The sequence below is a fragment of the Cupriavidus basilensis genome, from assembly GCF_008801925.2.
Lineage (GTDB): Bacteria > Pseudomonadota > Gammaproteobacteria > Burkholderiales > Burkholderiaceae > Cupriavidus > Cupriavidus basilensis.
In genome coordinates, this window is sequence record NZ_CP062806.1 from 190,881 (window position 1) to 206,128 (window position 15,248).

General features: G+C 65.7%; 9 protein-coding genes. 4 read left to right on the forward strand and 5 right to left on the reverse strand.

The window, feature by feature from the left end:
* Window positions 1–10: 10 nt before the first annotated feature.
* The 5 genes from F7R26_RS38455 to F7R26_RS38475 all read right to left on the reverse strand — a co-directional run bounded on the left by F7R26_RS38455 (window position 11) and on the right by F7R26_RS38475 (window position 11,894).
* Entirely contained in the window at window positions 11–3,490 is a 3,480-nt protein-coding gene (locus tag F7R26_RS38455) for a putative maltokinase (protein WP_150984767.1), read from the reverse strand.
* Window positions 3,487–6,744, reverse strand: a complete 3,258-nt coding sequence (locus F7R26_RS38460; protein ID WP_150984768.1) for an alpha-1,4-glucan--maltose-1-phosphate maltosyltransferase — start codon at window positions 6,742–6,744, stop codon at window positions 3,487–3,489. Before F7R26_RS38460 ends, F7R26_RS38455 begins: the two co-directional genes overlap by 4 nt.
* Before the next feature lie 888 nt (window positions 6,745–7,632).
* Entirely contained in the window at window positions 7,633–8,232 is a 600-nt protein-coding gene (locus F7R26_RS38465) for a type 1 glutamine amidotransferase domain-containing protein (RefSeq protein WP_150984769.1), read from the reverse strand.
* Window positions 8,233–8,803: 571 nt separating this feature from the next.
* A complete protein-coding gene (locus F7R26_RS38470) occupies window positions 8,804–9,526 on the reverse strand; it encodes a PIG-L deacetylase family protein (protein WP_150984770.1) in 723 nt (240 codons plus the stop codon).
* Window positions 9,527–9,536: 10 nt separating this feature from the next.
* Complete coding sequence (locus F7R26_RS38475; protein ID WP_241754858.1) at window positions 9,537–11,894, reverse strand: catalase; 2,358 nt, start codon at window positions 11,892–11,894, stop codon at window positions 9,537–9,539.
* A 363-nt stretch (window positions 11,895–12,257) separates the two neighbouring features.
* Here F7R26_RS38475 and F7R26_RS38480 point away from each other — a divergent pair, with 363 nt between their 5' ends.
* The 4 genes from F7R26_RS38480 to F7R26_RS38495 are packed head-to-tail and all read left to right on the forward strand — an operon-like array spanning window position 12,258 to window position 15,162.
* Entirely contained in the window at window positions 12,258–12,707 is a 450-nt protein-coding gene (locus tag F7R26_RS38480) for a PA2169 family four-helix-bundle protein (RefSeq protein ID WP_150984771.1), read from the forward strand.
* Between the two features lie 34 nt (window positions 12,708–12,741).
* Complete coding sequence (locus F7R26_RS38485; protein WP_150984772.1) at window positions 12,742–13,845, forward strand: acyl-CoA/acyl-ACP dehydrogenase; 1,104 nt, start codon at window positions 12,742–12,744, stop codon at window positions 13,843–13,845.
* Entirely contained in the window at window positions 13,790–14,482 is a 693-nt protein-coding gene (locus F7R26_RS38490) for a class I SAM-dependent methyltransferase (RefSeq protein WP_241754820.1), read from the forward strand. The genes F7R26_RS38485 and F7R26_RS38490 overlap by 56 nt, the downstream gene beginning before the upstream one ends.
* A complete protein-coding gene (locus F7R26_RS38495; protein ID WP_150984773.1) occupies window positions 14,479–15,162 on the forward strand; it encodes a glycosyltransferase family 2 protein in 684 nt (227 codons plus the stop codon). Before F7R26_RS38490 ends, F7R26_RS38495 begins: the two co-directional genes overlap by 4 nt.
* Window positions 15,163–15,248 lie beyond the last annotated feature (86 nt).

Here is a 15,248-nt window from a genome sequence, read left to right on the forward strand (position 1 = left end):
CTGGGCGGTTTCAGCTTTGTTCATTGCCGTTCTCCCCAGGGCCGGTGAGTTTGCGGATCAGCCGCGCCAGTCCGTTGACCGGCAGGTCAATCCACGCCACGCGGTTGGCGGCCTCGTAGCCCACCTCGTAGGCGGCCCGCTCGAGCAGGAAGAGATCGAGCAAGGCATCCATTTTCTCCGCCGGCGCCCACGGCTGGGCGGCGCCCTCGGCCACCTGGCGATAGCCGGCAAGGAAGGCGCTGCAGGCGGCGTCGCGGAAACTGTCGAGCAGCGCCTCACGGCGCTGGGTGAGCGCCGGCGGCAGCGTGGCGTGGGTGCGCTCGTGCCGGTCCGTGCCGACCGTGGCGGCAGCGTAGTCAAACGAGCGCAGAAGGCCCGCGACGTCTCGTAGCGGCGAGGTCTTGCGCCGGCGCCAGTCCAGTGGCAGGCCCGGTTCGCCTTCGAAGTCGACGAGGTAGGTATCGTTCTGTGCGATTAGCACCTGCCCCAGATGGAAGTCGCCGTGAATGCGCGTCTGCAGGCTGCCGGGCGCCGCCGCGGCAAGCCTGGCCACCAGTCGGGGCAAATGCTCGCGTGCCGCTAGCAAGGTGTCGATATCGGCGGCGAAGCGGTCGTTGCGGGCCCGGCGGGCAAGTTCGCCGGCGCGCGTTGTCAGCAGGGACATGGCGCCCTCGAGCTCGGCCAAGGCTTCGTCGGCCCAGTGCTGCGCCTGCGCCTGGCCGGCCGCTTCCGGCGCAAAGGCGGAATCGCCGGACGGCTGTGCCAGCACCGTGTGCAATTCCGCCAAGCGCTGGCCCAGCGTGCAGGCGACCGTGGAATATCCCTTCAAGGCTTCGGCGAACTCTTCCTCGCTATTGTCCGACGGCAGCGCGTCGTCAATGGCCCGGCCGAGATAGTCCAGGGTCCAGCCCCAGGCATCGCCCTGGTTGAGGATGTAGCCCTGCAGCAGCATCAATGTGCGCGGCAGGCCGTCGGCGCCGGTACGCGTCACCTCGCCCAGCAGCGGCGCCGAGTTGCGGAAGCCCTGGGCCGTCAGGTAGCGTGTCATCTCGGCCTCGGGGTGGATGCCAGCGGCGATGCGGCGCACCAGCTTGAGCACCGCCGAGTTGTCATAGGACAGCGAGCTGTTGGATTGCTCGGCCGACATCCACTGGATCTCGTCCATATCCAGCGCCAGGCCGGCCAGGCCGGGTTCCCCACGGAAACGGATCGGACCTCGCGGACTGCCCAGCTCTGCCCCGGCGCGCATTGCGCGCACCACCTCACGGGCAAAGCACTCTACGGCAAAGCCATCGGTTACCAGCCCCACCCGGCTGCCCTTGCGCACGCGCGCCATGGATAGCGAATGCGCCAGTTGCGAGGCTCCTTCGCCGCTGTCTTCGCGGTCCCACAGCAGCCCCACCGGCAACTGGTAGCACTCGGCACGGCTGTCCAGAGTCAGTTCCATTTCGCACAGGTAGGTTTCCTCGCCGGCCGTGCCGCGGCCAAACGGAATGGCGTAGGCTATGTCGACGCTGCCGATGCGCTCGCCCTTGGCGCCATACCAGCGGCGCCGCCCGATGTAATGCGGCAGGACCTCATGGGCCAGCGTACGGCGTGAAGCTTCGGTCAGCTCCGCCTGAGCGGTGTTGTGCATCACCAGCGTGATTTGATCGGGCATTTGCTCGGGAGCATCGACGTGCCAGGAAGGCGGATGGGCTTCTTCGCTCAGCACGAACCAGTAAAACCCGTAGGGCGGCAGCGTCAGCAGATAGGTGAGTTGGCCGATCGCGGGGAAGGGCGTGGCTCCTATCATTTCCACCGGCACGCGGCCGGCGAAGGCGGAGAGGTCGAGTTCCACGGCCTGCGGCGCCCGCGCCAGGTTGGCCACGCACAGGATGTGTTCGCCTTCGAACTCGCGTAAGTAGGCCAGGATCTTGCGATTGCCCGGAAACAGGAAACGCAGCGTGCCGCGCCCGAAGGCGCGGTGCTGGCGGCGCAGAGCCAGCATGCGGCGCATCCAGTTGAGCAGCGAATGCGGATCGCGGGCCTGGGCTTCCACGTTGACGGCTTCATAGCCGTACAGCGGCCCTTGCAACGGAGGCAGCACCAGGCGCTCCGGATCGGCGTGGGAGAAGCCGCCGTTCCGGTCGGGCGACCATTGCATGGGCGTGCGCACGCCGTCGCGGTCGCCCAGGTGGATGTTGTCGCCCATGCCAATCTCGTCGCCGTAATAGATCACGGGCGTGCCAGGCATCGAAAAAAGCAGGCTGTTCATCAGTTCGATGCGGCGGCGGTCGCGCTCCATCAACGGAGCCAGCCGGCGCCGGATACCGAGGTTGATACGGGCGCGGCGATCGGAAGCGTAGACCTCCCACAGGTAATCGCGCTCGGCGCTGGTGACCATTTCCAGAGTCAGTTCGTCATGGTTGCGCAGGAAGATCGCCCACTGGCAGTTGGGCGGGATCTCCGGCGTCTGCCGCATGATGTCTGTGATGGGAAAGCGATCCTCCCGTGCAATGGCCATGTACATGCGGGGCATCAGCGGGAAGTGGAACGACATATGGCATTCGTCGCCCAGTATCGTGGTTCCCTCGTTGCTCAGTTCGCCGGCGTTGTTCATGGCGGGAACGCTGGCGTGCGGCTGGCCCGTCAGTGCACGCGAGAGTGGCGCCGTGGACGTGGCTGTTGTGGCTTGGCCGCCGAAATACTGCTGGGCGTCCTCGGGCCACATATTGGCCTCGGCCAGTAGCAGGCGGCCGCTGTATTCGGCGTCCAGGTACGCGCGGATTCGTTTGATGACAGTGTGAGTCTCTGGCAGGTTCTCGTTGCTGGTGCCTTCGCGCTCGACCAGGTAGGGTACGGCATCGAGCCGCAGGCCGTCGACGCCGATATCGAGCCAGTAGCGCATCACCGACATGACCTCGCGCAACACCTGCGGATTGTCGAAATTCAGGTCCGGTTGATGCGAATAGAAGCGGTGCCAAAAATATGCGCCGGCCACCGGGTCCCAGCTCCAGTTGGACTTCTCAGTGTCGCAAAAGATGATCCGTGTGCCGGCATAGGTCTGGTCGGTGTCGGACCACACATAGTAGTTGCGCGCCGCCGAGCCCGGTTTGGCGCGGCGCGCACGCTGAAACCAGGGGTGTTGGTCCGAGGTGTGGTTGATCACCAGTTCGGTGATCACGCGCAGGCCGCGCGCGTGTGCCGCCGCGATAAAGCGGCGCGCCTCACCCAACGTGCCGTAATCAGGGTGGACATTGCGGTAGTCCGCGATGTCGTAGCCGTCATCGCGGCGCGGCGAGGGATAGAACGGCAGCAGCCAGATGGTGTCGACGCCCAGGTTGACAAGGTAGTCGAGCTTCGCAGACAAGCCGGCAAAGTCGCCCACGCCATCGCCGTTGCCATCATAGAAGGACTTGATATGCAACTGGTAGATGACCGCGTCCTTGTACCAGAGCGGGTCAGCGTGGAGGAGGGCGGCATGGCCCGGATCGGTCAGGCGTTTCATGCCCGCCTCTCGCGCAGCGGCCGGACGTGCCACAGGGCAAACGGCAGCGAATACGGGTCCAGCCGGATATGCTGGTTCTTGCCCTGCCAGGTAAAGCAGCGTCCATGCATCAGGTCTTCAACGTCAAGCGCGCCGTGGTCGGGGAGTCCCCATTCCCACAGGGGGAGTTCGATTGCCGACTCGCGCGCCGCGCGCGGGTCCAGGCTGATCGCCGCCAGCAGCACGTCATCGCCGAAGCTGGTGGCGCGCTCGGCACTGCCTGCGGGGCCCGTTATTCGCGGCACGAAGCGGGCGAAGTACAGCACCGCGTCGTCGCTGGCGTGGTAGAAGCGCAAGCCGAGGTGGTTCTGAAGCGCCGGGTGGCTGGCGCGGATCGCGTTCAGCCGCGATATCTCCGCAACGATGTTGCCGGGTTGCTGCCAGTCCCGCACGCGCAGTTGGTACTTCTCGGAGTCGAGATACTCTTCCTTGGGCACGCCGTCTTTCAGCATTGGCGTGCCTTCGCATAGTTCAAAGCCGCTGTACATGCCCCATAGCCCCGAGAGCAGGGTCGCCAGTGCGGCCCGGATCAGGAAGCCCGGCCGACCGCTGTCGTGCAGGAAGTAGGGGTTGATGTCTGGCGTGTTAACGAAGAAATGCGGACGGAAAAACTCGCGCAGCGGCCCTTGCGTGAGTTCGGTCATGTACTCGGTCAACTCGCGCTTGTGGTTCCGCCAGGTAAAGTACGTATAGGACTGGTTGAAGCCCAGCTTGGCCAGGCGCCCCATCATCTTGGGTCGTGTAAATGCCTCCGCCAGGAACAGTGCATCGGGAAAGCGCGAGCGCACGTCTTCGATCATCCACTCCCAGAACGGCAGCGGCTTGGTATGTGGATTGTCTACGCGGAAGATGCGTACGCCTTGCTCGGCCCAGAACACCACGACGTCCCGCAATGCCAGCCACAGCGCGGCAGCTGCAGGGGGCTTGCAGTAGAAATCGACGTTGACGATGTCCTCGTACTTCTTCGGCGGGTTCTCCGCATAGCGCAACGAGCCGTCGGGCCGGTACGCGAACCACTCCGGATGCTCGCGCAGCCACGGATGGTCCGGCGAGCACTGGATGGCGAAGTCCAGCGCCAGTTCTAGCCCTTCGGCGGCGGCGGCCTCGCGCAAGCGACGGAAATCATCGAACGTGCCCAGTTCCGCGTGGATGGCATCGTGGCCACCTTCCGCCGCGCCGATGGCATAGGGGCTGCCCGGGTCGCCCGCCTGGGCCCGCAGGCTGTTGTTGCGGCCCTTGCGATGGGTGCGACCGATGGGATGGATGGGTGGGAAGTACAGCACGTCGAAGCCCATGGCGCGGATGGCCGGCAGCCGCGCGATTACGTCGTCGAAGGTACCGTGTCGGCCTGGGTCGCCACTCTGCGAGCGCGGGAACAGTTCGTACCAGCTAGCAAAGCGCGCCGTAAGCCGGTCCGCCTCTACTGGCAGCACTACCGGGTGGCGCGTTGCAAAGGCGCGCGGGTCGGCAGCCTGCATGGCGGCGCGGGTGCGCGGCGATAACAGCAGCTCCAGCCGACGCGCATCGCCGCCGGGGTTGTCGCGCAAGGCCTCCAGGTCGGTCGCGATGGCGTGCATCTCGGCATTGTCGGACGACGCCGTGTCCGCCGCCACGGCTACTAGGCGCGCGCCTTCCTCGATCTCCAGCGTCACGTCCACGCCCGCCTGCTTCTTCTTGCCGACCTCGTCGCACCAGCTGGCGAATGTATCCCGCCAGGCTTCCAATGTGAATTCGTGCCTGCCCAGCCCGCGCAGTGGGAAGCTGCCGCTCCAGCGATCGTTGACGCCCGGCTCCAGCGCGGATTGCTGCCAATCCTGCTCGCCTGGGCCGCGCCATAGCAGCACTGCGGCGAGCTTGTCATGGCCGTCCATCCAGATATCGGCTTCCACCTCCACCCGCTCCCCGAGCACGCGGCGTACCGCGAAGCGGCCACCCTCGCAAGCCGGCGTCACATTTTCTATGGCGATGCGCGGTGCGTTCAAGGCGGCGGCCACGCTTTTCTCCAGCGTGGCCCGTACCGCCGCCGCGATGCGCTTGCCGTTGCGTCGCGCAGGCGTGGTCTGCGCGGCGTTAGGCACCGGGTGGTAAAGCTGGATGCCAGCCGGCGCCAGCGCGATGGTCGCCATCGCGTCGAGTATTGCATCTGCAGGGTCCGCCCCACCGGGGCCTCCCTCGGCCGGCAGCAGCGCGCCCGCGCCCTGGGGCAGCGCGGCAAGGATGCGGTCGGCACCGAGCGTGGCCGCCTCCTGAGTATCGGGGTTGATCACAATGGCTAGCGCCGTGGGGTCCTCGCCCACGGTGCCGCCTGTGCGCGCCAGCACAGTCAATGGTGTGCTGCCGCCGCTCACCCGCCGAAGGCTGCGCACCGGGGCACAGCCACGCGCCGCCAGCCAAGCATTGGCGTGGATCAGTTCGTGGGAGAGATCGTAGGGCGGCGCGGCTTCGCCGTCGCCGCCGGTCTCGAATCCGGCGGGCACCATCAAACCGTCGCCAATCGCGGCGGCGGCCCACAGAGCGCGCCGCGCCACCAGCGCGTCGGTGCCGGCTGCATTCAGCGCCGGTGCAGCGAGCACGGCGCCGAAGGGCCGCAGGCGTGCAATTTCATCGGTAAGCCAGGCGCTGCGGTAATCCCACCACGGTAGCGAGCAGAAGGCACCGTCGAAGCCACAGGGCGTAAGGTCCTCGAGTTGCGCTGGCGCGAGCCCCGGGGCCCAGGCCAGGAAAGCCAGGCTACGGCCAGGCGCGGCGCGGCGGGCGCTAGCTATCAGTACCGCCCAGTGCCGCCCCGGCACGCGTGCCGGCGCACGGCAGACGAAGCCGGCAATGCCAGCCGCGACTGGCGTGCGCAGGCGCTCGCTCCACCATGGCACCAGTGCGGCGGCGCAATGCGAATCGTGCCACCGCAGGCGCACACCCGGTAGGTGGTTATCCGTGTCGCGCGGGTCAGCACCCAGGCCTGCGGGTTCGCGCCAGCACGGCTCCAGATTCGCGCTGCCGTCAGGGTAGCGGTCAAGTGCAAGCTCCAGCAGGCACGACAAGCCATGCGCGCTGCAGGCGGCCACGGCCTGAGCCAGGGCCTCCGCTTGCGGATGCAGGACCGGCCAGCCCGCTAGCAGGACATGATCGAAGCCAAGTGCCGCCGCGCGGGCCAGCGCATCGTTGCTGGGGGCGCCGTCAGGCTGGGTGAGTGTCAGGTCTATTTGGCAGATTCGCACGTCTCATTCCCGCTTGTTGCCATCACGCCGGCGTGGGTGCTCACAGCTAAGCCGCGAACGGATCCGCCGGCACCTCGAAGCGCCGCTGCAGCGCGCCCTTGCAGGCGGGCTCGCTAGCCAGTGCGCTGGCGCGGCAGATCGGGGGCAAGAAAGCATCAGAAGCCGTGTGCCGCGCCTGGGTGCCTAAGCCATCGGGCACTGCGATAAATAGGGGGCTTGAACTCAAGGTGCACCTCCTTCGGAATCCGTTGCCAGATTACCGGGTGATGGAAAATGAGGATCTTGTGCCGCATCGATGGCACGGGACCGCGCGTCATCAGAGTGGCCCGCGTTGGCGAAGCGCTTTCTAATGCTGCTCAAGCCCTTTGCGGGAATGCGGCTGGACTCGTGCCTCAGGGATATGCGAAGCGTGTGCCAGGCATTGAACTGAAATTGAAGAAAAACCTGGATAGCAAGGCAGGCAAAGGGCGTGCGGCGAAAAACCGGCGGGCGCGTGGAGTGCGGCTTACGGCGCCGGGCGGGCAGACTGTGTAAAATCTATCGTTCTGGGGGTGGCAGAGCAGGCAGAAATGCGCACGCACCCGCCGTGCGGTGGCACTTGCGGCCCGCGAGTTCCACCGCCGGCATCGCGGCCCGCTTGCAAGGAGTCTGACCATATGGCTCATCAGGTGCGGTTATGCAGCCCCTTGAGACTGATGCCCACCGATGGCGCTGCCTGCCGCGCGCCGACGTCAACCGGGCCGGGCGTGGCCACCGAAATACGAAAGGAGGCCAAACAGGTGCTGTAGGCCGGTGAGAGAATTTCCCGGGTGTGGGGGCGCGAGATGTCCGTCAGCACGCCACGCACGCGCTTTCATTCCGGGAACGTACCGCAATCGTCCCGACGCCCTAGCGCGCGCTTTCGTCCGCAGTGAACAAAGCCACCATCTCCCGGTTGAAGGCGGGAATGTCGTCTGGTTTGCGGCTGCTGACCCAGTTGCCGTCCCGAGCGACCTCGCGGTCCACCCATTCGCCACCAGCATTTCGGATATCGTCGGCCAGCGACGGCCAGCTGGTCAGGGTGCGTCCCTTGACCAGGCCAGCGGACACCAACAGCCATGCACCGTGGCAGATCACCGCGATCGGTTTGCCGTCAGCCTGGATTTTCTTGATGAAGCGCTGCGCCTCTGGCCTGGTACGCAAGCTATCCGCGTTTATGACACCGCCTGGCAGCACCACCGCATCGAAATCGTCGGGCTGTGCCTCGGCGAGCACGGCCTGCACGCTGAAACGGTCGGCCTTGGCCGCGTGATGCGCACCCTGGACTTCGCCGTCTTGCGGCGCCACGATCACGGTGGTGGCGCCGGCTTGCTGCAAGGCCTGGCGCGGGCCGGTGAGTTCGACCTGTTCGAACATGTCAGTGACAAGCAGCGCAACGCGCTTGCCGGCGAGCGCAGTCGAGGAATCATCCGCATGCGGGGTCGGGAAGCGTTCGTGGTTCTTGTGCATATCTGGCTCCTTGGATCGAAGGCATTGAAATTGAGGGAGGGACGGCAATCGCCAGGGCGCCGTGTAGCTTTGGCGAACAGCGTGTAGAACAGTCATGCTTGCGCGACGCATCGCCACTGTGGGCCTCGGCGCTTGGCGACGTGCCGCCGCTAGGGCCTGCGCTGCCAGGAGCTTCCACGGCCTTCTGCGGCAACTGGGTCGACGCGGATTGCGCCGCCGACCCGCCGCCCTTGCCAAAGCGAGCGGCCAGGTTGTCCTGGATTCGCGCCAGGACGTCGGCTTGGCGCTTCCTCGGCTTCCTTGGCCTTGCGGGCATCGGCAGTCTGTTGCTGCTCCGGCGTCGGCCGGGGCCGTCGTGCATGAAGCGCTCCGCAGGCGGGCCGGGCAGATTGACGTTAATTTGGCGGACCTCCATAGACACGGCATCGCACGCAAAAATGGCTTGGTCAATCCCCAGTGGCAATATCCATGCCTCCGCTGGCGGCGGTCTATCGTTGCGCGGCGATCCCTTCGCCGCCGCATTCCAGCCGCGCCTGGGCCGAGCCGAGCATATGTCCGGCACGGTGCACGCTCAGGCGCACGCCGTGGTGACAGATGCTCTCGCCGTAGCCCAATGTCTGCGCTCCCACTGCCAGTAGCGCTCGGGCGCTGTCAGGTCGGCCAGTTGTTCCCCACCGAAAAGCGGATACTGGCTGGCGTAGGCGGCCACGGCGCGGGCTTTGCGCAGCTTCGTCACAGGAAGCGAACGCAAGCCGGACGGTGCCGCAAGCGTAGCCACGATCCCTGCGTCGTTCCACGTCGCCAGTTGGCGGTCAAGGGCGCCTGGCGTGCGGCGGTGAATTGCATCCTCATAGAAAAACCAAGGCCGTGCCGAATCCCGTTCCCAGACCACCGCGCATGCGGCGTGGACAATGCCGTGATCGCTATGATGCAGGCCGGCCGGTGCCAGTACGAGCGAATCGGTGAGTGTAAGCAGTACCGCCGACAGCGCCTCGGCCAATGCTGCCTGCGATGGAGACGTGCCATATTGTCCATCGAGGTAATCGAGCCAAAGTGGTTGCGCCTCCAGCATGGCGAGTCCAATGCGGTCTTCCTCCCGCCGGGCCAGTACCGCCTGGCGGGCGCTGGCAAAGCCTGCGGTGGCATCCCAGGGCGGCGCTGACATGGCGACGGGCGGCAGGCCCGCCAGCGCCGTGATCACGAGCGCGCCGGGTAATGCCGCCATCAGCTCGCCGCAGCTGAACACGGCATCGTCAAGGTGCGGCGAGATGACCAGTGCGCTCGGCTTCCGCATCACGCCTGCCTCAGGCTATGATGCGCGCGGCGTCTGGACGCGCCCACCAACGATGCTCGCCCACGGCTTCGAGGAACGCGTCATGCTGCGCCCTCGCGTCCTTCTTGCCCAGCACCACGCCCGGCCCGGCAAAACCGCCTTCGATTCCAGCGGCCCGCGCGGCTGCCGCAACTAGCACGGCACCGGAGCCGTCCGCGCCGACCGGCTTGTAGTGCTTGTACGCCTCACAGATAAAGAGCAGAGCGGCGGGATCGGCCTGCAGCGCGCTGACATCGCCATCGGGCACGTACACAGCGTCGAACAGCACCGAACCCACGGACGGCAGCGCGTGATCCACCGGCACCGCTTCGCCTTCGGCGGAGGTCACACCATTGGCGCGCGGACCGATCACTTTGGCGGATGCCCCGGCCGCTCCGGCGCGCGCCTTAAGCGAGGCGAGCGCCGCGCCGCTGACGCCATCTGCCACCAACACGGCGATCTTGCGGCCACGGATGTCCCCTTTAGGCTGGGATGCCAGGCTTAACGCCGGCGAAGCCTCGATGCCATAGTCATCAATCTCGGCTGGCCGGCCCACTGGCGCTACCTCAATGCCAAGCTTGCTCGCCACGCCGCTGGCCAGCTCGGGCGCAACGTGGGCCAACTGGCCGACCACGCGGGCACGGATGCCGGGGATCTCCACCTTGGAGAGTTCGAATGTGTAGGCATCCACGATCTGGGCCTTCTCGATGTCTGACTGGCTGCGCCAGAACAGGTTGGCCTGAGAAAAATGATCAGAGAAAGTCTCACTGCGCTGGCGCACCTTGGCCGCGCCGTCCGCTGCAGCCTCGGCATAGCCCAAGTGGGCGTCGGTCTCGCCCGCCAGGAATGAGCAGCCGCCACCCACGGCGTTGGGCTGGTAACTGGAGCGACCCTTCACCACGGTCTGGCGCATAAAGCCGTCGCGCTGGTTATTGTGCACCGGGCAAAGCGGCCGGTTGATCGGCAACTCGTGGAAGTTGGGTCCGCCCAGCCGTGTGAGCTGTGTATCCAGGTAGGAGAAGAGCCGGCCCTGCAGCAGCGGATCGTTGGTGAAATCCAGGCCTGGCACCAAATGCCCCGGGTGGAACGCCACCTGCTCGGTCTCCGCGAAGAAGTTGTCCGGGTTGCGGTTCAGCACCATCGTGCCCACGCGGCGCACTGGCACCAGTTCCTCTGGGATCAACTTGGTCGGGTCGAGCAGATCGAAGCCGAACCGGTGCTCATCTTCTTCAGGCACCAGTTGCACGCCCAGTTCGTACTCGGGGAAGGCGCCGTTCTCGATTGATTCCCACAGGTCGCGCCGGTGGAAGTCTGGGTCCTTGCCGTTGATCTTGAGCGCCTCGTCCCAAACCAGGGAATGGGCGCCCAACACCGGCTTCCAGTGGAACTTGACGAAGGTGGCGCGGCCCTGCGCGTTGATCAGCCGGAAGGTATGCACGCCGAAGCCTTCCATGGTGCGGAAACTGCGCGGAAGCGCGCGCCCGGACATGGTCCACAGCACCATGTGCATCGATTCCGGCTGCAGCGACACAAAATCCCAAAAGGTATCGTGCGCCGAGGCGGCTTGCGGAATCTCATTATGTGGCTCGGGCTTGACCGCGTGGACAAAGTCCGGGAACTTGATGGCATCCTGGATGAAGAACACCGGCATATTGTTGCCAACCAGGTCGTAGTTGCCTTGCCGCGTGTAGAACTTGACGGCAAAGCCGCGCACATCACGTGCCAGGTCCGCGGAGCCGCGGGAGCCCGCTACGGTGGAGAAGCGAGCGAACACGGGCGTCTGCGCACCCGTGCGTTGCAGAAAATCCGCCGTTGTGTAGTCGGCCAGCGATTCGTGCAGCTCAAAGTAGCCGTGGGCGGCGGCACCGCGCGCATGGACCACTCGCTCGGGAATGCGCTCATGGTCGAAGTGAGTAATCTTCTCGCGCAGCAGGAAATCCTCCAGCAGCGTCGGGCCGCGCATGCCCTGCCGTAGCGAGTTGTCATCTTCGCCGGTCGGCATCCCCTGGTTGGTGGTCAACACGCGGTCTTCATTGGAAACCACATTGCCGACCGTGTCGGATCCAAGCGCCTTCGGCTGGGGAGACAGCCGCTCCTTCACGGCACGGTCATATGCGGCATCCGCGCCGGTAGCCGCGCGGCTTGCGATCCGCGTCACATCGCTGGTCGGGGCACCCGTAACCTTGTCCGGCGCGGCACCGCTGTCGACGCGCGTGGGCATCCTTGCACCGTTGCCGCCCGATTTGATGTTGGACGGCTTGGCGGCCGAGGTCTTTTTTGAAGCAGGCGTCTTCTTTGCCATGGCCAATCCTCGAAAAGGGAAGTCGACAGATAAACAGGAAGGCTTCATCCACGGCAATTAGCGTGCCAGCGCGACTGCGTTATCCCCAAATGCCCCAGACGGTGGCCTGTGCCGCGCACTTGCGCTTTTGCGTGCCAACGGTTGCTCCGCTTTCCCCGCCTGGCAGGAAACGCCCATTGTTCATGGAGATGTAATTTTTGCAGCAAGGTGTGCCGATCCTGTAGGCACGCGCCGACAAGCATTCGCGCAACCTTCCTACAGCATACGAACGCGCGCATTCGTACTGTCGAGGGGTGGCCCGTGCAAGGTTCACAGGAGTGTCCGGTACCGGGTCCGCTTCACCGATACGTCGTCTTCACGGCGCCCTTCCATTCTGAATCTCTAAATCGCCTCACTTTGCTAGGAGCTGACATGGCTGAGAAAAATATTTCCGTACTAAACGACCTGATCGAAGTTTCCCGTGACGGCCAGCAAGGGTTTCTCAAGGCAGCCGAAGACGCACAGAACCCCGAATTGAAGTCGCTATTCTCCAGCCGCGCTGCCGAGATTGCCGCGGCAGTGTCGGAACTTCAGGCGCAGGTGGCAGCGCTCGGCGGCAAGCCGGAGGAACACGGCAGCGTGGCCGGCGCCCTGCATCGCGGCTGGGTCAGCCTGCGCACCGCGGTGGCCGATCGCAACGACCTGGCCATCCTGGAGGAAACCGAGAAGGGAGAGGACCTAGCCAAGAAGAAGTACGCCGATGCGCTGCAGGAAACGGAACTGAGCTCCGACATTCTGGCGCTAGTGGAACGCCAGTACCAAGGGGTGCTACGCAACCACGACCTGATCCGCGACCTGCGCAACCGTTATCGCGCGGTCTGAGGACTGACGCCGCGCCGGACGAGATAAACACGCCATGGCAAACCGCATCTATGGGGAAGCCCACGTGGCCCGCCTGTTTCGGCTTTTGACGGAACAGGCGGGCGCACGCATTCACGGCGGCATACCGCTGCCCGGCCGCGGCAACACTTGGCAACGGTGGATGCTGCTTGCACAAGTAGCGGCTAGGGATGTCTCCCTGGTCAAGTTGTTCGAAGCCCACACGGATGCGCTCGCCATCCTCGCCGAACTCGGCGCCTCTGCGCCGCAGGCCGGTTCGCGCTGGGCGGTGTGGGCCGCGGAGCCACCGGATGCGCGCGTGGCGCTGCACGTGGACGAGCACGCCGAATGCGGCGTTAGTCTGAGTGGCCGCAAGGCTTGGTGCTCGGGCGCGCCCCTGGTTACCCATGCCTTGCTCACTTGCTGGAACGCGCAGGGGCAAGCGTGCCTCGCCATCCTTGCGCTCGATGCGCCTGGCATCGCGATCGATGAAAGCGCCTGGCGCTCGCCAGCGATGGTGGCGGCACGCACAGCAGACCTAGTGTTCGACGGCACGCCGGTGCGGTCGCTGGGGGAACCCGGCGCTTACCTGGACCGCCCCGGCTTCTGGCACGGCGGCGCCGGCATCGCCGCTTGCTGGTTAGGTGCAGTGGTGCCGTTTGTCCTTGCGCTGCGCGCGCAGGTGGCCCGCCGCGCCGACCCCCATGACGCCGTCCAACTGGGCGCGGCGGATGTTGCCTTGCGGGGTGCGTGGGCCATGCTGCGCGAGGCCGCGGCTTGGGTCGACGCGCATCCCGCAGGCGATGCGGTGCATGTCGTGCGGCGCGCGCGCCTTGCCGCGGAAACGGCGGCTACGCAGGTCATGGCGTATGCAAGCCGCGCCCTTGGCGCCGGACCCTTGTGCCACGATGCCGCCCTGGCCACACGCTTCTGCGATATGCAGGTCTTCTTGCGCCAGAGCCATGGCGAGCGCGACCTAGCCGCCCTCGGCACCGGACTCGCGGGTCAAGCGCAGGGCCGGGGCGCCGACCAAGGCTGGGCGCCCTGGTTGCCGCTCGGGCCGGACGACATGCAGGACAGGCAAGATGACTTCCTCACACACCTATTTAGTCATGACTCGTCGCACTGTATCGGCAATTGAGCCGGCCGGCTCGCAGGCGCCTGGCAGTTCCGTGGCAGCAGCGGCCATTCCAGCCCATTTCGACGCCCTATATGCACGCAGCGACGATCCGTGGTCCTATCGCAACAGCTGGTATGAGGCCCGCAAACGCAATCTCGTGCTGGCGCTGCTGGATCGGCCACGTTTTCGCTCCGCTTTCGAGCCAGGCTGCGGCAACGGCGAACTCAGCGCGGTGCTGGCGCTGCGCTGCGACAGCCTGCTCGCGGCAGATATGCATCCCCGCGCAGTCGACGTCGCGCGGCAGTGTCTGGCTAGGATGGCAAACGTGCACGTGATGCCATTGAGCGTACCAGCGGGGTGGCCAAGGGGCATTTTCGAATTGATTGTCATCAGCGAGCTTGCTTACTACTTGTCCGACGCCGGCGTCGAGCACATGGCGCATCGCGTGCGCCGTACGCTCGCACCGGGCGGCCTGCTGCTGGCCTGCCACTGGAGGCGCCCATTTGGCGAACGTATGATTTCGTCCGAGCGGGCCCACGAATTGCTGGGGCAGCATGCCGGGCTGGACTGCATTGCCACGCATGTGGAAGCGGACTTCCTGATGCAGGCCTGGACGCGGGGAGGACGCTCAGTGGCAGCACGGGAGGGTATCGCATGATTGGCGTAATCGTGCCAGTGCATAACGAAGAAGGCTGCCTTGCGGCCTGCCTGCACGCGGTCGCGCGAGCGGCCACTTGCCCAGGCTTGCGCGGCGAAGCGGTTCTGGCCATCGTGGTGCTGGATGCCTGCCAGGATCGCTCGGCGGCTATCGCAACCGAGCAGGGCGTGCTGACCCTGTGCATCGCAGCACGCAATGTCGGCATGGCGCGCGCGGTGGGTGCAGCGCACGCGCTGTCGCTCGGCATGCGCTGGCTGGCGTTTACCGATGCGGATACGATTGTCTCGCCGGACTGGCTCAGCACGCAGTTGCAGTTAGGCACCGACGCCGTCTGTGGTTGCGTGCGTATTGAGGACTGGCAAGACAACGCGGAGTCGGTGCGACGTCGCTACCTGGAACGGTATTACGAACAGGATGGTCACCGTCACATCCACGGCGCAAACCTGGGCGTGGCCGCGGATGCGTACGTGCGTTGCGGCGGGTTTCTTCCACTGCAACGTTGCGAGGATGTCGCCTTGGTACGTGCCCTGCAGGCCAGCGGCGCCAGCATCGCCTGGAGTGCGGCACCGCGCGTGGTAACCAGCGCACGCCGGCATGCTCGGGTGCGCGATGGCTTCGCGGGATACTTGCGCGCACTTGCCGATGAACCGCACTCGGGTCTCACCGGCCCGTCGGCATAGGAGCTGACAACGTTGGGCTTCATTCCACGACGCCCGATTGGCATCGCGCTGGCAATGCCTTCCAAGATCTTATCGCCAGTCCAACT

Bases quoted from the DNA above. Each gene is read 5' to 3' on its own strand.
- F7R26_RS38455 (WP_150984767.1), bottom strand. From the start codon at position 3,490: ATGAAACGCCTGACCGATCCGGGCCATGCCGCCCTCCTCCACGCTGAC.
- F7R26_RS38465 (WP_150984769.1), bottom strand. From the start codon at position 8,232: ATGCACAAGAACCACGAACGCTTCCCGACCCCGCATGCGGATGATTCC.
- F7R26_RS38470 (WP_150984770.1), bottom strand. From the start codon at position 9,526: ATGCGGAAGCCGAGCGCACTGGTCATCTCGCCGCACCTTGACGATGCC.
- F7R26_RS38475 (WP_241754858.1), bottom strand. From the start codon at position 11,894: ATGAAGCCTTCCTGTTTATCTGTCGACTTCCCTTTTCGAGGATTGGCC.
- F7R26_RS38480 (WP_150984771.1), top strand. From the start codon at position 12,258: ATGGCTGAGAAAAATATTTCCGTACTAAACGACCTGATCGAAGTTTCC.
- F7R26_RS38485 (WP_150984772.1), top strand. From the start codon at position 12,742: ATGGCAAACCGCATCTATGGGGAAGCCCACGTGGCCCGCCTGTTTCGG.
- F7R26_RS38490 (WP_241754820.1), top strand. From the start codon at position 13,790: ATGACTTCCTCACACACCTATTTAGTCATGACTCGTCGCACTGTATCG.
- F7R26_RS38495 (WP_150984773.1), top strand. From the start codon at position 14,479: ATGATTGGCGTAATCGTGCCAGTGCATAACGAAGAAGGCTGCCTTGCG.